The following is a 17,224-nucleotide window of genomic DNA, read 5'->3' as shown; positions in this document are numbered from 1 at the left end:
TCTCTTTATTTCCTCCTGATTTCCCGCGCGAGGCGCCCATAAGCCTTGAGCTCACGGACGCCGCCAGGAATCAGGCAAAAAACGACCAGAAATGCCAGCGAGAAGACAAGAAATGCGAGAACAAGCGAGAAAAAGTCGCCGAAGGGCGAAACGAACGGAATAGCAGATATGTTGACACCGCTAGCAATCGCCGCGGAAAGAGACGGCCTCATCAAAGCTGCAAAGAAATCCGATGGGCGTACTGGTGTTTCGTTGAAAGCAAAGATGAGCGACGGATAGAGAATAAGATAGTTAGTGATCGCATAAGAAGCCGCAACCCCAACGCTTCCCCAAAGAACACCGATTGCGAAGCCCACGCTCACCGCAACGGCGTTCAGTACGCCCCATATCAGATAGCGCTTGGTTTTTCCCAGACTAAGTAGGACGAGTCCCCGCAGGCTGGCGGCCGGCTGAATAAGTCCGGTCAAACCCAGGAGCACGAAGATCGGAACCATCTCCGACCAGCCATCGCCCAACGCCACGCGAATGACGCCTTCAGCATTGACCGTGAGGAATGCCATCAGCGGGATCGATAGCATCCCGAGCACTGCCGTGATCTGTCGGTAATATCGACGGAACTGATCAGGCTCAGCCTGAAGCCGGCTCAAGACAGGAAGAGCGACGGCATTGATCGGCGTGCGGATGCTGATGATCGGGAGCATCATCAACTGATATGCGCGACTGTACAACCCCAGCGCTCCAGCGCCCCAGACTCGTCCGATGAGGACATTATCCAGGTTCCGATGGAAATAGTTGACGAATTCAAACGCTGTGACATTGACGCCGAACCCTATGAGTTCTTTGACGCCCTCGGCGCGACGGGGCAATCCAGGCCTGAAGCTGGAGAGGGAAAAATAAAGCAGCGTCGTCGTGGATACGCCCGCGACTGTGCCCCATGCGAGCGACCAGTAGCCATATCCATTAGCTGCCAATGTAATTGATGTGAACAGCGAAACGATGGCGCCGGAGATATCGGAGAATGCTTTTGGCTTGAATCGAAGCTCACGCTGCATTAAAGCAGCATGCTGGGCGCCGAGACTGGCAAGCAGGAAGGTGCTGCTCAGGAGCACTGTGACCGGCAGCAGTTCAGCGCGCCCGTAGAACTTGGCTACAAACGGGGCACATGCTGCTACCAGAAGCGTCAGGAATGCGCCGGTTGCCACATTGATCCAGAACAGCGCATTGGTCTGCGCGAAGGTGAGATTCACCTTCTGGATGGACGCCGTTGACAAGCCCATGTCACGGAACAGGCCCGCAAATGCAGTGACCGCGACGATCATCGCGATAATGCCGAAATCTTCGGCAGGAAGAAGGCGCGAGAGCACCACGGTAGAAGCAATCTGTACAGCGATGCTTCCACCTTGCGCCGCCATTGTGACGACGCCACCGCGGACACTCTTTCGCTTTAATTCCTTACCTTGCATGGAGCACCGAATACGACATCGATCGCGATATTTTGAGTCTTAATGGGTGGGCGGCAACACTGGCTCGCATTTCCACTGCGTCAATCGGCCGCGAACAGATCCCGGCTATAAACCTTGGCTTCGACGTCACGTAACTGCTCCGTCAGCCGATTGGCCACGATGAGATCTGCCGCCTCCTTGAACTTGGCGATATCACGGACGACCCTGGATCCGAAGAAATCATCCTGCTGAAGCGCCGGCTCATACACGATCACCTCGACACCCTTGGCCTTGATTCGCTTCATGACTCCCTGTATTGCGGAAGCCCGGAAATTATCCGACCCCGCCTTCATGACGAGTCGGAACATGCCTACAACGCGCGGATTCCGGCGAAGGATGTCCTCGGCAATGAAATCCTTCCGGGTCCGATTCGCTTCCACGATGGCGTGGATCATGTTCTGCGGGACATCGCGGTAGTTGGCGAGCAACTGCTTGGTATCCTTGGGCAGGCAATAGCCGCCGTAGCCGAACGAAGGATTGTTGTAGTGGCTGCCGATGCGCGGATCGAGGCTCACGCCTTCGATGATCTGCCGGGTATCCAGGCCATGGGTGCAGGCGTAGGTGTCCAGCTCGTTGAAGTACGCCACCCGCATCGCGAGGTAGGTGTTGGCGAACAGCTTGATCGCCTCGGCCTCGGTCGCATCGGTGAACAGCACCGGGACGTCCTGCTTGATCGCACCTTCCTGCAACAGGCCCGCGAAGACGGCGGCGCGTTCGGAGCGCTCGCCGACGATGATCCGGCTGGGATGCAGGTTGTCGTACAGCGCCCGGCCTTCGCGCAGGAACTCCGGCGAGAACAGCACATTGTCGGTGCCGAACTGTGCTCGGACCTTGGCGGTGAAGCCCACCGGCACGGTGGATTTGACCACCATCACCGCGTCGGGGTTGATCTCCCGCACCTGCGCGATGACGCTTTCGACCGAACGGGTGTTGAAGTAGTTCGACGTCGTGTCGTAGTCAGTCGGGGTCGCGATGACGACGTAGTCTGCACCCGCGTAGGCCTGCAGGGGATCGGTCGTCGCGGTGAAATCCAGCTCCGGCTTGGCGAGGTACTCGCGGATCTCGGCATCGTCCAGCGGCGATTCGCGGCGGTTGAGCATCTCGATCTTGGCAGCGTCGATGTCCAGGGCGACCACGGTGTGGTGCTGGGCGAGGAGGAGGGCGTTGGACAGACCGACGTAGCCGGTGCCGGCGATGGCGATTTTCATGGGCGGTGGGCTGGTTGTGGGATGTGGGTTGGAAGGGTGGAGCGGAGAGCTAAGGAAGCGAACAGCAAAAGGCGCCCCCATCCGGCCCTTTGGGCCGACTTCCCCCGCAGGCGGGGGAAGGGGGAGTGGCGACTTCTCCGGCGGGCGGGGAAGGGCGCGATGGGAAGACCGAGGACGCGTTGCCGTCAGTAGGCGTTGCGGCCGATGAAGCCCTTGAAGACCGTCATGACGATGATCCGCAGGTCGAAGGCCAGCGACCAGTTCTGCAGGTAGTACAGGTCGTGCTCGACGCGGCGGGCCATTTTATCAAGCGTGTCGGTCTCGCCGCGCAGGCCGTTGACCTGCGCCCAGCCGGTGATGCCGGGCTTGACCCGGTGGCGCTGCATGTAGTCGTCCACTTGGTCCATGAACTCGTGGTTGTGGGCGATCGCGTGCGGGCGCGGCCCGACGATCGACATGTCGCCCTTGAGCACGTTGATGAACTGCGGCAGTTCGTCGAGGCTGGTACGGCGCAGGAAGGCGCCGAACGCGGTCACGCGCGGATCGCCCTTCCTGGCCTGGGTGACCTTGCCTGCCGTCTCCGCGTGGACGCGCATGCTGCGGAACTTCAGCACCTTGATCTCGCGGCCGTTGAGGCCGTGGCGCCGCTGGCGGAAGAACACCGGGCCAGGCGACGACAGTTTCACGCCCAGGGCGATGCCCAGCATCAGCGGCGAGATCAGCAGCAGGATCAGGAATGCCAGCACGTGGTCCTCGACCGCCTTGAGCACGTAGGCGTCCCCACGCAGCGGGCTGCTGCGCAGGTTGATGATCGGTACGCCGGCCACCTGCTCCACCGAGTGGTTCAGCATCTGCATGCCGAACAGGTCGGGCACCAGCTTGATGTCGGCGGTGGAGTGCCGCAGGCGGTGCAGCACGTCCTGGATCTCGGCCTCGGCGCTCATCGGCAGCGCGATCCACACCTGGTCGATGCGCAGCCGCCGCACGTACTGCTCCAGCGCGTCCACGCTGCCGAGCAGGGGCAGGCCGTCGAGCCGCTGGCGCGAGGTCGCCGGCGCGAACCAGCCGCGCACCTGCAGGCCGAGCCACGGCTGGGCCACGAGCTGCTCGGCCAGGCGTCTGGCGTCGCGGCCACCGCCGACGATCACCGCGGTGCGCCGGTCGACACCGCGCGCGCGCAGCTGGTCGGCCAAGCTGCGCACGCCGACGCGCAGGAGGCTGGTGCCGGCGACGGTGAGACCGAACCAGGTCGCCCACCACAGCCGCGAAAAGTCCTCGCTGAGCTTGAACGCGACCGTGTAGAGGATGCTGGCGGCGAAGACGAGCGTCCACAGCGCCAGCAACTGGCTGCCCTCGCGGACCAGGCCCTTCCCGCGCCAGCTGTGATAGAGGGTGGAACCGTTGAGCACCAGGACCGCAAAGATGAGCACACGTGCCAGGTTGCGCACGTAGTCGAGCGGCATCGCGAAGGTGTCGAAGCGCAGCCAGTAGGCGACGAGGCCGGCGACCAGCAGCACCACCACGTCCAGGGCACGCAGCCCCCAGGACAGCAGGGCCGTCAACTTGCTGGCAATGCGCCAGTCCCCTTCGGCCTGCGGCCGGCTGGGTGCGAAAAACATGCTCGACTCCTTCATCGAGCACAGAGCCGACCCGGGCCCCTCCCGTGGGACGCCCCCGACTTCACCCTGTGTCCAGTACTCAACAAACCAATGGTCGCGGTCTGACGCCGCTTTGTCTGTTCGGCCCGCTGTCGCGAACCTCACGCCTATTCACGAATGGTGAGAAATTTCTCACACGCGGCGCAGGGTGGCAACGAAAAGTTGCTGCAGTGCGTCAACAAGTGACCGAAACTGCCATATGGCGCCTGTTTCGATGAACGGCCGACCGCCGGCATTCACACAAGATCGAGCCGAAGTGCGCGCAGCGCGCCAAGTCATGTTCTTGAATGCGTCATTCATCGGGTATGTCGCGCGATGGCTACCGGTCCACCCATTCCAGGTTGTCCAACAGCAGGTCCCCGCTGCGCTCGCCGGTCATCGGGTACAGGCCATAGGTCCGGAACAGCTTGGCGCCGCCGTCACGGAACAGCGGTTGCCACATGATCTCGGCGCGGGCGCGGCTCGGACGGGGCAGCAGGAAGTCCATCGGGATCGAGAAATAGATGCCCTTGTCGAAGCTGCCCTCGCCGAACGTGCGAGAGGAGATGTTGGTCTTGGTCGCGTAGGCGCCCATGGTCACGCCATTGTCGAACCGGCGGGTCAGGTTGACCGTGGTGCCGATGTCGCCGGCCAGGTACTTGCCCACGCTGACGTTGGCCTGGAGCCGGTGCTTGCGGCCGAAGGTGTAGTAGCCGGTGATGTGGCCGGTCGTGATCTCGTAGTCGCGGAAGCCGGCGTGCTGGTCGAAGTCGCGCTGCCGCACTTGGTTGACGTCCATGCCCAGCGCCCACTGCTCGCCGAACGGCCGGTACAGCAGCTCGCCGCCCACGCCGCCGTACATCGCCTCCAGGTAGCCGGCGTAGGCCATGCCATACCAGTCGCGACCGAGCTGGTGCACGGTCGTGAGCTGCAGGTTGGGCACGGTCACGTCGGACGTGGTCATGTACTGGCGCTGCCAGGTGCGCACGCGCGGCAGCCGCGTGGGCGCGTCGTAGCGGAACTTGTCGAAGTTGTTGGCGATGTCGACGCTGACCATGCCCGACAGCCAGGTGCTGCGCCCGAACCAGTAGGCACCGCTGAAGTCGGCCGACAGCTGGTAGAGGATGAAACCGTCGGGTCCGCCCAGCACCTGCTTGTAGCCGGGTGCGATGCTGCCGCGCAGGCGTCGGAACGGCGCCTCGTAGACCTCTTCGCGGCGTTGCTGCGCCGGAGGCGCCAGCTCCACCTTGCGCGCGAACGCGGGCAGGTCGATCCGCCTGTCCACGTAGTCGGCGAAGGCCTGCCGCTCCACGCTGGTCTCGGCGATCGGCGTGCCGGCGCGTTCGTGCGCGAACGTGAACCACGCGACATCGTCGCCCAGCGCGTTGTCGAGCACGCGGGCGCCGCGACCGATGCCTTGCGCCGGGTAGAAATAGCGGTTGTGGCTGCCGTGGACGATGACCTCGTGATCGCGGCGCGTGATGCGCGACACGCGGATGCCTGCTTCCTGGCCGAGGTCGGCGGCGATGCTGGCCCAGTCGGGATCTGTGCCGGCCCCATCGTCCGACGCCGGAACCGGCGCCCCGGTGGCCGCGCCGACGCTGGCGTCAGGATCGGCATGGCGCCGCAGCGGCACGACGGGCCGGTCCAGGATCGGGGCATTGCTGCGCGCCGTTGCGAGATTGGTCGTCAACGTCAGGCCGATCACCGCGGTGTTGCCGCGCTCCAGGCCGGCGGTCAGCTGCAGGTTCGGGCTGGGGCGATAGACCAAGCCGACATTGATTGGCGAGTCCTGGCGCTGATTGTTGCCCTGGGGCTCGCGCTCGTAGTCGTTGCCGTCGAGCTCGACCTTGAGCAGCAGCTGGTCGAGCGGCGTCTGCCAGGTGATGCCACCGAATACGCCGATCGGGCCACGGAACACGTCACGACCGGCCTGGCCGGCGCGCGTGATGTCGGGATCGGGGATCGGCCGCGTCTCGAAACGGTCGTCGATCAGGCGCAGCGGATTGGCGATGTCGCCGCGGTTGCCGATGTAGCCGGTCGCGAATCCGAGGCTGGCATCGATACTGCCGAACCGCTTGTTCGCCACGAGGTACTCGCTCGAGAACAGGCCGGTGCCGCCGACGTCGCGCATGCCGAAGGCGATTTCCGGCCAATGGCGACTCTCTTCCCAGAGTCGCACCTTGATGTCGATCGACTTGTCCTTGAAGTGCTGGTCGCCGCTCAGGCTGGGACGCCCATAGCGGCGATTGTTGACGTTCATGTAGCGGAACGTGCCCTCGAACCACGGGAACGGCTGCATCGACAGGTTGTAGCGCGCGTATGGCGCGGTGTAACTACCGGTCAGGCTGAGCTGGCCTTCGGCCTCCATGCGCGCGGTCGGGGTCTGCAGCAGGCCGGCGCCGCCCCAGTCGCCCTGGGTGACGAGGTCATGCGCCGATTCCTGCGCGTGCAGGCTGCCGGCGATCGCCAGGGCCAGCAGCCCCGGCGCCAGGTGGACGGGGCGGCGGCGATGGCGGGCGGTCATGGTGCGGGGTCCGTGTTCGAAGTGTCCGGCGCGTGGGCGGGCAGAGGGGCGATCGGCTGGGTCGCCAGGAAGTCGGCGAGTTCGCGGTTGAGGTCCGGCGTGCCGGCCCGGCGCAGGTCGCGTTCGGGCAGCGGCACGTAGAGCGTCGCCCCCGGGGCGAGCGCCTGGTGCGGGCTGCGGTTCCAGGCGGCGATGCCGAGCGTCTGGACCGTGCCGTCGGGCTGCACCGCGAACAGCAGGTCGCCGTCGGCAGCCGCGGCCGGGCAGTCGTGCAGGTACTCGACGGCATCGCGCAGCGGCGCGTGCGGCAAGGTGCAGGGCGCAGCGACCGCGCCGGTCACCCGCACCTGGGTGGGCCGCGTCGGATAGAGGACATGGTCCCCGGGTTGCAGCACGAGGTTGGTCTCGGGGCGCACCTCGACCACGCGCGCGGCGAGTTCGTTGCGGACGCGGCCGGTGACGGGCATCGCCGCAAGCTCGGCTTCCAAGCGCGCCGCAGCGGCGGCCGTGGCCGGCTGCACGTCGACAGCCGACTGCAGGGCTTGCAGGTCGTGCAGCACGCCGGCCTTGAGGCGCGTCTGCGCCTCGAGCGCGGACGGGCGCAGCAGCGCGGCCCCGGTCGGATAGGCAGCCTCGGTCGGCATTGCCGCCAGCAGGACCTCGGCCAGCCGGGTGCCGGTCGGCACCTGGAACACGGAGGGGCGCTGCACCGCGCCATCGACGCGGACCTGCAGCGTCCCGGACTGCGCCTGCGCGGCGGTCGTCGCGGCGAGCAGGGCCAGGAGCAGCGACATGCGCTTCATCGGGCGCCTCCCGGCCGGTACGGCTTGAGCTGCACGAGGTCCACGCTGTGGCCGGGCGCCACCAGTTGCCGGCTCCTGCGGATGAAGCCGGTCTGCGGCTCCGCCCAGTAGGTGTTGGTCGCCTCGACGCCCGCGCCGCGCAGGCTCTCGTCGAACCGCACAAGCGTATGCGTCGTGCCGAGGATCTCCACCTGCTCTGGTCCGGTTCGACGCAGTTCGCCTTGCACCATCGCGCCGTGGCGGTAGCCGGGCATCCAGTCGTAGCGTCGGAGCGTGGCGACCGTGCCTTCGAGGCTCGCCAGCCGCGCGAACGGGTTGTCGCCGACCAGGCGGATGTCGCTCGCGTCCTGGGGCAGGCCGGCGGTTCCGCTCAGCAGGCCGCCCTGCAGGAAGATGATCCGGCGGTCGGGGCTGTACCAGGCGCTGCGGCCGGCGTCGTCGTTGCCCAGCACCATCAGGGCCTCGAAATCGTCACCCTGCACCAGCATCTGGGCGTAGGGATTGGCGGCCACCTGTTCCGCGGTGATGTCGAGCTTGGAGCCGAACACCGCGAGGCGGGCGGCATCGAGGCTGCCGCGGCTCAGGCCGCTGCAACCGGCCAGGACCGGGAGCAGCAGGGCGAGACAAAGCGTCGCCATCGCCCGCACGGCGGACGGGGCGTAGGAACGGGCCATCATCGCGACGAAATCACTCCAGGTCGTTGCTGGTGCCAGCGGCGTTGCGGATCAGCCCGGAGAACGGAATCAGCTGGGCGATGAAGCGGTTCCAGCGGGTGATGCCGGCGGCGCCGACGAAGACCACGTCGCCGGGCTGGAGCTGGAACTGGCTGGCCACCGCGAACGCCGCCGGGGACTTGGCCTCAAGCTGATAGACGACGGACGGCGGGGCATCGACCTCGAGCCCGCGCGCACCGCGGATCACGTAGACCGCGTTGCCGTTGGACGTGGTCTGGAGCAGGCCGCGGGCGCGGCCCAGTGCCTGGCTGAGGCTGATGTTGCCGGTGCGGAAGCTCTGCGCGCCGGGCGAGGTGACCTCGCCGACGACGAAGACTTCCTTCGCATCGAGGAACGGGATGTACAGGTGGTCGTCGGGCTTGAGGTAGATCGCATCACCCGCCTGGCGATCCAGGTCGATGGTGTAGCTGATGCCGTCGCGGGTCAGGCGCACGCCCGACAGGTCGGCGACCGTCGGGTTGATACCGGCCTGGCTGATCGCGTCGTTGAGCGTCATCGGTGCCATCGTCAGCGGGACGGCTGTGGAGTTGGCGGTCGCACCGGTGACCCAGGCGCGCTGGCTCGCATATGTCATGACCGAAACATCGACCTGCGGCGATTCGATGTAGCGCGCAAGCCGGGTGGCGAGGTCCGCACGCAACTCACCAGGCGTCCGGCCCGCGGCCTGGACCTTGCCGATATAGGGGTAGAACAGGGTGCCATCCGTCTGGACATGACGGCCGGCCGCATTGAGCTGCTGTTGCGCGCCTGCGGGAACGGTGAGCTCCGGATGGTCCCAGACGGTGATGTACAGCACGTCGCCGATGCCGATGGTGTAGGCGGGCGGCTGGTATTCCACGAGCGCGGTCGGCAGCCCGCCGGTCGTCTGTTGCGTGGCCCGTTCCATCGCGATCAGCTTCGGCGTGATCGGGATCAGGTCCAGCTGGTCGTTGCCGACCGTGCGGATGCCTTCGTCGTTGGTGCCGCCGGGGCGCAGGTGCTGGCCGGGACTCCAGATGCAGCCCGACAGGGCGGAAACGGCGACGAGGGCGATGAGCGGGCGCAGCGATACGCGCATGGGCGGAACTCTCCTGGACTCGATGCGCGGCCAAGGGTTGCCGTGCATAAAAAACCCCGCCGGCGCGAGCCGGCGGGGTCGATCTATCGGTTGACCGCGAGGTGCGGAAGCTCGATCAGCCGCCGGTGCCGGTGCCGCCCGTGCCGCCGGTGCCACCGGTACCGCCGGTGCCGCCGCCGCCATCGCCACCACCGTCACCGCCGGTGAACTCGCCTTCGCTGTCGCCATTGTTGTCCATGGCGACCGCGGCAAGCGCGACCACGCCAGCCACGATGCCGACGGTCTGTCCGGTGGTCAGGCCGGTGCCGACCGCACCGCCGGTACCGCCGGGGATGCCGCTCTCGACGGGGGCTGCAGCCGCGTCGTCGTTGGAGCCCTGCGCCTGCGGTGCGGCAAAGGCGATGCCGGACATGCCGGCCAGGGCGATGGTGCCGATCAGGCGAAGGGTCTTGTTCATGAGGGGGCTCCGAGCTTGTTGGAGGACGGGGTGCGTCCAGGCTGACCGCGAGGCTATTGCGGACCGCGGCTACTGTCAAGGAATTCCGGTGGCGCGCCCAATCGGGTCAGGGACGTTGCACAAAGCTGAACCTAGTGAAGGCCCTGCGCGCGGTTTTCGCTTTGCTAGACTACGCGCTTGTGTCCGCCCCGGCGGCGTCCGGGAGTGGAGTGCGTCCAGGTGTTTCGGAAGGTCCTGTTCGTCTGCATCGGCAACATCTGCCGCAGTCCCACCGCGGAGATCGTCCTGAGATCGGCACTGGGGTCGTCCGGGATCGCCGTCTCGTCGGCCGGCCTGCAGGCGCTGGTCGACCATCCGATCGACCAGACCGCCGCGACCCTGCTGCACGAGCGTGGCCTGGAGACCGACCTCCACCGTGCCCGCCAGTTGACGCCCGCGCTGCTCGCCGACGCCGACCTGGTGCTGGTGATGGAGCGGGCTCACCAGGCGCGCATCGCCCGCGAGGTGCCGCAGGCCAGCGGCAAGGTGATGCTGCTGGGCAAGTGGATCGGCGACCGCGAGATTCCCGATCCGTACCGCCAGCAGCGTCCTGCGTTCGAGCATGTGCTGGGCCTGGTCGACGACTCGGTCGCCGCCTGGCAACGCTACCTCCGTTAGACGGTCGTTGACCGCATATCCCGATACTCCGCGCATCGCGCCTCCCATTACAGAAGCCAGAGCCACTGCATGAGCAAGGAAACAGGAGCGTCCCCCAAGGACGAGGACGAGATCGACCTGCGCGAACTCCTCGGCACGCTGATCGATCGCAAGTGGTGGATCATCGGCATCACCGCGGTGTTCTTCGTGGCCAGCGTGGCCTATGCGTTGCTGGCGACGCCGATCTACCAGGCGCGCTCGATGGTGCAGGTGGAATCCAAGGCGCCGACGATTCCCGGCCTGCCCGACCTCTCCTCACTGGGCGGGGGCGTCACCTCGACGGCGGCCACGACCGAGGTCGCGTTGATCACGTCCCGGACAGTGATCGGCGGTGCCGTCGACACCACGCGTGCCGACGTGATCGTCGAACCGGCGCGCTTCCCGTTGATTGGCGGCTTCCTGGCGCGTCGCTTTTCGCCCGAGACGCCCGACCAGGTGGCGTCGCCGTGGTTCGGCCTGTCGCGCTACGGCTGGGGCGGCGAGCACGTCGAGATCGTCGGTCTCGAGGTGCCGTCCGTACTGGAGGGTCAGCCGCTGACGCTGCGCGTGGGCGATGACGCCTCGCGTTTCAGCCTGCTCGGGCCGGATGACGAACTTCTGGTCGAGGGCACGGTCGGCGCGGACGCCGAGGGCGGCGGCGTCAGGCTGCAGGTCGCCGCGCTGCGCGCCAACCCGGGCACGCGCTTCGAGGTGACGAAGTTGCGGCGGCTCGATGTGGTCGCGGGCTACCAGCAGGACGTCAATGCGTCCGAGCAGGGCCGCGAGTCCGGCATCCTGCAGTTGGCGTTCGAGCATCCCGATCCGCAGTTCGCCGAGGCATTCCTCCAGGCGGTCGCCGCCGCGTATGTGCGCCAGAACGTCGAGCGCAATTCCGCCGAGGCCGGTGCGCAGTTGGAGTTCGTCCGCGAGCAGCTGCCGACCGTGCGCCTCCAGGTGGAGGCAGCGCAGAAGGCGATGAACGAATACCAGACCCGGGCGAACTCGGTCGACATCACGATGCAGACGCAAGGGCTGCTGCAGCAGGAAGTCGCGGTCGAGACGAGCATCCAGCAGTTGCGCCTGCAGCAGGCCGAGATGGATCGCAGCTTCACGCGCGAGCATCCCGCCTACCGTGCACTGCTCAAGCAGATCGGCGAGCTTGAGGCGCGCAAGGCGGGCTTCCAGAAGCAGGTCGGCCAGTTGCCCGACACGCAGCAGGAACTGCTGACGCTGACGCGCGACCTGCAGGTCAGCAACGAGCTCTACACCGGCCTGCTCAACCAGGCGCAGCAGCTCGACGTCGCGCGCGCCGGCACCGTCGGCAACGTGCGCATCGTCGATCCGGCCGTCGTCGACACGCAGCGGCCGGTGAAGCCGCGCAAGTCGCTGATCGTGCTGATCGGCACGCTGCTCGGCGGCTTCCTGTCGGTGGCGCTGGTGTTCCTGCAGAAGCTGCTCAATCCTGGCATCGAGGATCCTGCGCAGATCGAGGAGCTGGGCCTGCCGGTGTACGCGGCGATCCCGCTGAGCCAGGCGCGCGACCTGCTGATCATGGACCGGCTGCGAAACCGCAAGGGCCGTGTGCGCCGCGACCCGGGCTTCGACAAGCGCCAGCACCTGCTCGCGGTCAACGCGCCGGCGGACCTGGCGATCGAGGCCATCCGCAGCCTGCGTACCAGCCTGCACTTCGCGATGCTCGAGGCCAAGAACAACATCCTGGCGATCTCGGGCCCGCGTCCGGCGGTCGGCAAGACCTTCGTCTCGGCGAACCTGGCCGCGGTGATCGCCCAGGCCGGCCAGCGCGTGCTGGTGATCGACGCCGACATGCGCAAGGGCACGCTGCACAAGGTGCTCGGCGTTCCGCATGCCCAGGGCCTGTCCGACGTGCTCGGCGGCAAGCTCGACGTCGCCGCGGCGATCCGCCCGGCGGACGGCGTGGAGAACATGCACTACATGGTGCGTGGCGATATCCCGCCGAACCCGTCGGAATTGCTGATGCACCCGCGCTTCGGCCAGTTGCTGGAGACGCTGTCGGCGCAGTACGACTTGGTGATCGTCGACACCCCGCCGATCCTGGCCGTCACCGACGCGGCGGTCATCGCCCGCCACGCCGGGTCGAGCCTGCTGGTGACGCGTTTCGGCGTGAACCAGCCCAAGGAGATTCTGCTGACGAAGAAGCGCTTCGAGCAGAACGGCGTGCAGGTCAAGGGCGTGATCTTCAACGCCGTCGAAAAGCGCGCCACCGGCTACTACAGCTACGGCTACTACGAGTACAAGGCCGACAAGGCCTGATCGCGGGGTTTTGCCCCTTCCACCGCATTGCGGGCATTGTGCCCTTCATGGGTGGAAGGTTGGGATGGGGGTGCTTTCTGGGCCAAGTCCGTGCCCCCACCCGATGCCTGCGGCATCGACCTCCCCCGCACGCGGGGGAGGTGAATCTCCTGGAGGTCCTGCTTTTCGGCTCCTTCCCCCGCATGCGGGGGAAGGTTGGGATGGGGGTGCTTTCTTGCGTCAAGCCCGTGCCCCCACCCGATGCCTGCGGCATCGACCTCCCCCGCAGGCGGGGGAGGTGAAATCGCGCGCGGCTCCGCTTCTGGGCTCCTTCCCCCGCATCGCGGGGCATTGCGCCCTTCATGGGTGGAAGGTCGGGATGGGGGCCGCTTTTCGCTAGTGCTCCAGCGTCTCCGGCGCACGCGGCGTCGGCGGGGGGCGTCTGCCGAACCGCGTCAGGCGCGCGACGTGGCGCAGCGGCGGCAGGACGCGCTCGCGCCGGGCGCTGAGCCAGTACCAGCCGAGGCACATTGCCAGGAACGCGAGCAGCAACACCGGGTGCGGGACGTCGGCCCGCATCGCCAGGCCCGCGGCCGTGCCGCACAGCAAGCTCGCCGCCACCAGCACCACGACGAGCTGCGTATGGCCGAAGCCGGCCTCGAGCATCAGGTGGTGGATGTGGTTGCGGTCGGCATGGAACGGAGAGCGGCGGGCGAGCAGCCGGCGCGTCACCACCACCAGCGTGTCCATCACCGGGATCGGTACCAGCCACAATGCGAGCACCGGGTTGACCGGATGCCCGGGGTTCTGGGTCAGGCGGAACGAGAACCAGGCGATCACCAGGCCGAGGAACGCGCTGCCGGCGTTGCCCATGAACAGCGACGCGCGCTGCCGCCAGGGCAGTCGCAGGTTGAACACCAGGAATGCCGCGACCGCGCCCATCAGGATCATCATGCGGTCGGCGATGAGGTCGTTGCCGGCATAGAGCGCGGCGCCGGCGAGCATCAGCAGCGCACACCAGACCAGACTGCCGGCCAGGCCGTCGACGCCGTCGACCATGTTGATCGCGTTGATCAGGCCCAGCGTGGCGAACACCGTGAACGGCACCGACAACGCGCCCAGCGACATCGACGACAGGCCGATCACCGGCCCGAGCTGCTCCACGCGCACGTCGCCCGCGTAGATCATGACCAGCGCGGCGAGCGTCTGCGCCAGGATCCGCCAGTACCAGCGGACGTCGTAGAGGTCGTCGAGGATGCCGATCGCCAGCAGGATGGCGGTTGCACCGAGGAATCCCGGGAAGCCGTCGCCGACCTCCGGCACGAAGACGAGCCCGGCGACGATGACGCCCAGTCCCATCGCGATGCCGCCGGTGACCGGCGTGGGCGATGCGTGGTCCTTGCGGCCGTGCGGGTGGTCCACGAGGTTCATCCGGCGCGCCAGCGGCGCGCAGCACCATAACGTGACCCACGTCACGACCAGCGCCAATCCTGCGCTCGCCCAATCCAGATGGATCAGCACCTCGATCATCGCCGTGCATCCCTGGCCCCCGACGCACCGCGTGCGTCCGGCGCATCAACCCTATGTCACCTCACGTTGCGACGTCTTCATCTTGCTGTCCAAGCGCACGTCGCACCCATTGCGCAGCCAATGCGATCGACAACCCGGTTGCCGCGCCCATCAGGTTCACGCCCACGTCGGTGAGCCGCGGGGTGCGGCCGGGGCTCAGTCCCTGCAGCAGTTCGGCGGCGATCGCCATGGCGACCAGCACGGCGACGACGTGCCGGCGCGGCCAGCGCGCACAGAACACCGCGAGCAGCCACGCAAGCCAGGCGAACGCGACGAAGTGCACGATCGTCGGCAGTTCCCAGGGCGTCCTGCGTGCGAGCTGCTCGAGCGTGGTCACGTGCGGCCGTCCCGCCAGCGCCACCAGCCGGGGCGTCGGCAGCACCAGCGACGCCGCGACGCCGGTGGCCGACACGATCAGCGCGACCGTCGCGGCGAGGCGTCGCGTGCGCGTGGGCAGCAGGACCAGCGTCAGCAACGCGCAACAGGCCGCGACGAACACGATCGGCGTCATGGCGGCAGCAATTCCCGGTACACGTCGAGCGTGCGGGCGATGACGATGCGCTCGTCGAACTGAGCGAGCGCACGGACGCGGGCCGCAGCGCCCAGCCGATGCGCGAGTGCCGGGTCGTCGTGCAGGCGCGCGATCGCCCCGGCCAGCGCGGCGGCGTCGCGCGCGGGCACCCGCAGGCCGTCGACGCCATCGTCGACGACGTCGCGGCATCCGGGCACGTCGGTCGTCACCAGCGGCAGCGCGCAGGCGGCCGCCTCGATCAGGCTCTTGGGCAGGCCCTCGCGATAGCTGGGCAGCACCGCCACGTCGACGTCGGCCAGCAGCGCGGCCATGTCGTCGACGTGGCCCAGCCACTGCAGCGTGCCGTCGGCGACCCAGGCCTCGACCGTCGCGACGGGCACGGCCGCCGGATTGCCCGGGTCGGGGTCGCCGGCGAGCAGGAACGCGATGTCCCGGCCCTCGCCACGCAACCGGCGCGCGGCGGCGACGTACTCGGCCAGGCCCTTGTCCCACAACAGCCGGGTGGCCAGCAGCACGCGCAGGGGCCGTCCCGTGGCGCGATCGCGACGGCGTGCATCGAAACGCGCGCAGTCGACGCCAGAGCCGGGAATCAGCCGCACGTGCGCGCTGTCGACGAGCCGCGCGCGCGCGAAAAGCGCCACGTCGTCGCGGTTCTGCAGCACCAGCCGCGCGTCGCGCCCGCCGAGTGCCGCGCGCATCAGCCCGCGTACCAGCGGACGGAGAAGGCGTGCACGCGGCGAGCGGCTGGTGAACACGTAGCCCAAGCCCGCCACGGCGCCGACCCGCGCCGGGATGCCTGCCCAGCGCGCGGCCAGCGCGCCGTAGACCGCGCACTTGATCGTGAAACCGTGCACGAGCGCCGGCCGTTCGCGGCGCAGCCGCCGCGCGAGCCAGAGCAGCAGACGCGCCTCGCGCAACGGATCGAGGCTGCGACGTTGCATCGGCACCGGCTCCCAGCGCAGCCCCAGTGCGCGCAGCCGCTCGCCGTAGGGCCCGGGCGGCGACAGCAGCAACGGATCGTCGCCGCGTTCCAGCAACGCCAGCGCCAGCGAACGCCGGAAGTTGTAGAGGTACCAGTCCGTGTTCGCGAACAGCACGATCGAGCGGCCGGTGCGGGCGGGCGTCCCGGTCATTCGAACGGCAGGAAGCGATAGGGCACCCAGTACTCCGCGTGCGTGGCGAAGTGGAGCCACACGTACTGCACGACCGCGTAGTAGGCCACCGTGCCGGCGACGAGCAGCGTGCGCACGCGCACGTCGCCGCCGGCCAGCAGCGGCAGCCGGGCGAACACGAACAACTGCAGCGGGATCAGATACAGCGCGACGCGGTCGACCGCGGTCGAGGCCAACGGCACCAGCGGCAGGCACGCGATCGCGAACAGCGAGATGCAGACCCACAATCGGCGCTCGGCATCGCCGGCGAGGCGGTCGCGGAACACCAGGAACAGCACCGCGGGCACCACGTTCATCGCCACGCGGATCAAGCCGCCCTCGGAGTGGTATTGCGCCTCGACGTAGTTCTCCCACAGCGTCTCGGTGCTGTCGGCCAGCAGCAGGTAATACAGCAACGCGCCGGTCAGGCCGACCAGCCCGACCGTCAATGTGCGGTTGCGGCTCGCCGCGAGCGCCGCGACCGGCAGCAGCAGCACCGCCGACTTGTGGAACAGCGCGCCCATGGCGATGCAGACGACGAACGTGCGGACGCGCTGGTCGCCGAGCGCCGACAGCCCCAGCAACGCGAAGCCCAGCGCCACCGCCTGCCGGCTGTAGCCCATGCCCACGACGATCAGCATGTACGGCACCGCGACCAGCAGTGCCAGCCACGGCCACGGCTGGCGTCGGCAGAACACCACCGTGCCCCACATCATCAGGCTGCCGTAGAGCAGGTTGACCCAGTAGATGTCGCCGCCCAGGCGCCCGACCACCCAGTTGACGAGGAAATGTCCGGGATCGCCGAGCCGGACGGCCTGTGTGAATGGCAGCGCGTCGGCCATGTGGAAATGCTGCAGGTACGAGCCCCAGTCGCCGCCGACCTCGTATCGCAGGCCAATCATCAGCGCGAACAACACGCCGATCGCCGCCCACGGCACCCAGCGTTCCTCGTCGGGAAGCGGCGGCGCCAGCAGCGCCCAGACCGGCAGCAGGAACATCAGCCAGAAGCCCGTCATGGCAGCAGCGCCCCTGGGCGTTGCGACCGGGCGAACGGCCCTCCTGCCTGCACGCGCATGCGGGGGGTGCTGGCCGGGCCGGTCG

14 protein-coding genes are annotated in these 17,224 nt (G+C 67.6%); 2 read left to right on the top strand and 12 right to left on the bottom strand.

Annotation, left to right across the window (positions count from 1 at the left end):
- Positions 1-5: 5 nt before the first annotated feature.
- From WQ56_RS08100 to WQ56_RS19050, 8 genes are all read right to left on the bottom strand, one after another.
- The gene (locus WQ56_RS08100) at positions 6-1,463 is read right to left on the bottom strand and encodes a lipopolysaccharide biosynthesis protein (protein WP_082132270.1); all 1,458 of its coding nucleotides are present in this window, start codon (positions 1,461-1,463) and stop codon (positions 6-8) included.
- A gap of 80 nt (positions 1,464-1,543) precedes the next feature.
- Positions 1,544-2,710, bottom strand: coding sequence for a nucleotide sugar dehydrogenase (locus tag WQ56_RS08095; RefSeq protein WP_047136597.1), 1,167 nt, complete (start codon positions 2,708-2,710; stop codon positions 1,544-1,546).
- Positions 2,711-2,895: 185 nt separating this feature from the next.
- Positions 2,896-4,329: an undecaprenyl-phosphate glucose phosphotransferase gene (locus WQ56_RS08090; protein WP_047136689.1), complete on the bottom strand. Its 1,434-nt coding sequence runs from the start codon at positions 4,327-4,329 to the stop codon at positions 2,896-2,898.
- 358 nt (positions 4,330-4,687) lie between these two features.
- A complete protein-coding gene (locus tag WQ56_RS08085; protein ID WP_047136596.1) occupies positions 4,688-6,874 on the bottom strand; it encodes a YjbH domain-containing protein in 2,187 nt (728 codons plus the stop codon).
- Positions 6,871-7,668, bottom strand: a complete 798-nt coding sequence (locus WQ56_RS08080) for a capsule biosynthesis GfcC family protein (RefSeq protein WP_197076456.1) — start codon at positions 7,666-7,668, stop codon at positions 6,871-6,873. The genes WQ56_RS08085 and WQ56_RS08080 overlap by 4 nt, the downstream gene beginning before the upstream one ends.
- A 5-nt stretch (positions 7,669-7,673) precedes the next feature.
- Positions 7,674-8,354 (bottom strand): YjbF family lipoprotein, encoded by a 681-nt coding sequence (locus tag WQ56_RS08075; protein ID WP_231583380.1) that lies wholly within the window; start codon positions 8,352-8,354, stop codon positions 7,674-7,676.
- A gap of 10 nt (positions 8,355-8,364) precedes the next feature.
- Positions 8,365-9,468, bottom strand: a complete 1,104-nt coding sequence (locus WQ56_RS08070; protein ID WP_047136593.1) for a polysaccharide biosynthesis/export family protein — start codon at positions 9,466-9,468, stop codon at positions 8,365-8,367.
- A gap of 115 nt (positions 9,469-9,583) precedes the next feature.
- Positions 9,584-9,925 (bottom strand): hypothetical protein, encoded by a 342-nt coding sequence (locus WQ56_RS19050; RefSeq protein WP_052772904.1) that lies wholly within the window; start codon positions 9,923-9,925, stop codon positions 9,584-9,586.
- Between the two features lie 219 nt (positions 9,926-10,144).
- Here WQ56_RS19050 and WQ56_RS08060 point away from each other — a divergent pair, with 219 nt between their 5' ends.
- Together WQ56_RS08060 and WQ56_RS08055 are read left to right on the top strand one after the other, a co-directional pair.
- On the top strand, positions 10,145-10,582 hold the full coding sequence (locus WQ56_RS08060; RefSeq protein ID WP_047136591.1) for a low molecular weight protein-tyrosine-phosphatase: 438 nt from the start codon (positions 10,145-10,147) through the stop codon (positions 10,580-10,582).
- A gap of 69 nt (positions 10,583-10,651) precedes the next feature.
- Positions 10,652-12,892 carry a polysaccharide biosynthesis tyrosine autokinase gene (locus WQ56_RS08055; protein ID WP_047136590.1) on the top strand — a complete coding sequence of 747 codons (2,241 nt, stop codon included), beginning with the start codon at positions 10,652-10,654 and terminating at the stop codon, positions 12,890-12,892.
- Between the two features lie 375 nt (positions 12,893-13,267).
- Here WQ56_RS08055 and WQ56_RS08050 read toward each other — a convergent pair whose 3' ends face one another.
- The 4 genes from WQ56_RS08050 to WQ56_RS08035 form a co-directional block, all read right to left on the bottom strand.
- A complete protein-coding gene (locus tag WQ56_RS08050) occupies positions 13,268-14,401 on the bottom strand; it encodes an MraY family glycosyltransferase (RefSeq protein WP_047136589.1) in 1,134 nt (377 codons plus the stop codon).
- Positions 14,402-14,462: 61 nt separating this feature from the next.
- Positions 14,463-14,951 (bottom strand): VanZ family protein, encoded by a 489-nt coding sequence (locus tag WQ56_RS08045; protein WP_047136588.1) that lies wholly within the window; start codon positions 14,949-14,951, stop codon positions 14,463-14,465.
- Positions 14,948-16,105, bottom strand: coding sequence for a glycosyltransferase family 4 protein (locus WQ56_RS08040; protein ID WP_047136587.1), 1,158 nt, complete (start codon positions 16,103-16,105; stop codon positions 14,948-14,950). The genes WQ56_RS08045 and WQ56_RS08040 overlap by 4 nt, the downstream gene beginning before the upstream one ends.
- Positions 16,102-17,139, bottom strand: coding sequence for an EpsG family protein (locus tag WQ56_RS08035; RefSeq protein WP_047136586.1), 1,038 nt, complete (start codon positions 17,137-17,139; stop codon positions 16,102-16,104). The genes WQ56_RS08040 and WQ56_RS08035 overlap by 4 nt, the downstream gene beginning before the upstream one ends.
- Positions 17,140-17,224: the final 85 nt, after the last annotated feature.

This window comes from Luteimonas sp. FCS-9, from assembly GCF_001014645.1.
In the GTDB taxonomy this organism is placed as follows: Bacteria; Pseudomonadota; Gammaproteobacteria; order Xanthomonadales; family Xanthomonadaceae; genus Luteimonas.
Note: the sequence above shows the minus strand (reverse complement) of the source record. Positions and strands in the feature narration are given on the sequence as shown.

What these genes read in the sequence shown, in the direction of transcription:
- WQ56_RS08040 (WP_047136587.1), bottom strand. Translation starts at nt 16,105, where the DNA reads ATGACCGGGACGCCCGCCCGCACCGGCCGCTCGATCGTGCTGTTCGCG.
- WQ56_RS08035 (WP_047136586.1), bottom strand. Translation starts at nt 17,139, where the DNA reads ATGACGGGCTTCTGGCTGATGTTCCTGCTGCCGGTCTGGGCGCTGCTG.
- WQ56_RS08085 (WP_047136596.1), bottom strand. Translation starts at nt 6,874, where the DNA reads ATGACCGCCCGCCATCGCCGCCGCCCCGTCCACCTGGCGCCGGGGCTG.
- WQ56_RS08080 (WP_197076456.1), bottom strand. Translation starts at nt 7,668, where the DNA reads ATGTCGCTGCTCCTGGCCCTGCTCGCCGCGACGACCGCCGCGCAGGCG.
- WQ56_RS08050 (WP_047136589.1), bottom strand. Translation starts at nt 14,401, where the DNA reads ATGATCGAGGTGCTGATCCATCTGGATTGGGCGAGCGCAGGATTGGCG.
- WQ56_RS08100 (WP_082132270.1), bottom strand. Translation starts at nt 1,463, where the DNA reads ATGCAAGGTAAGGAATTAAAGCGAAAGAGTGTCCGCGGTGGCGTCGTC.
- WQ56_RS08090 (WP_047136689.1), bottom strand. Translation starts at nt 4,329, where the DNA reads ATGTTTTTCGCACCCAGCCGGCCGCAGGCCGAAGGGGACTGGCGCATT.
- WQ56_RS19050 (WP_052772904.1), bottom strand. Translation starts at nt 9,925, where the DNA reads ATGAACAAGACCCTTCGCCTGATCGGCACCATCGCCCTGGCCGGCATG.
- WQ56_RS08075 (WP_231583380.1), bottom strand. Translation starts at nt 8,354, where the DNA reads ATGATGGCCCGTTCCTACGCCCCGTCCGCCGTGCGGGCGATGGCGACG.
- WQ56_RS08095 (WP_047136597.1), bottom strand. Translation starts at nt 2,710, where the DNA reads ATGAAAATCGCCATCGCCGGCACCGGCTACGTCGGTCTGTCCAACGCC.
- WQ56_RS08045 (WP_047136588.1), bottom strand. Translation starts at nt 14,951, where the DNA reads ATGACGCCGATCGTGTTCGTCGCGGCCTGTTGCGCGTTGCTGACGCTG.
- WQ56_RS08070 (WP_047136593.1), bottom strand. Translation starts at nt 9,468, where the DNA reads ATGCGCGTATCGCTGCGCCCGCTCATCGCCCTCGTCGCCGTTTCCGCC.
- WQ56_RS08055 (WP_047136590.1), top strand. Translation starts at nt 10,652, where the DNA reads ATGAGCAAGGAAACAGGAGCGTCCCCCAAGGACGAGGACGAGATCGAC.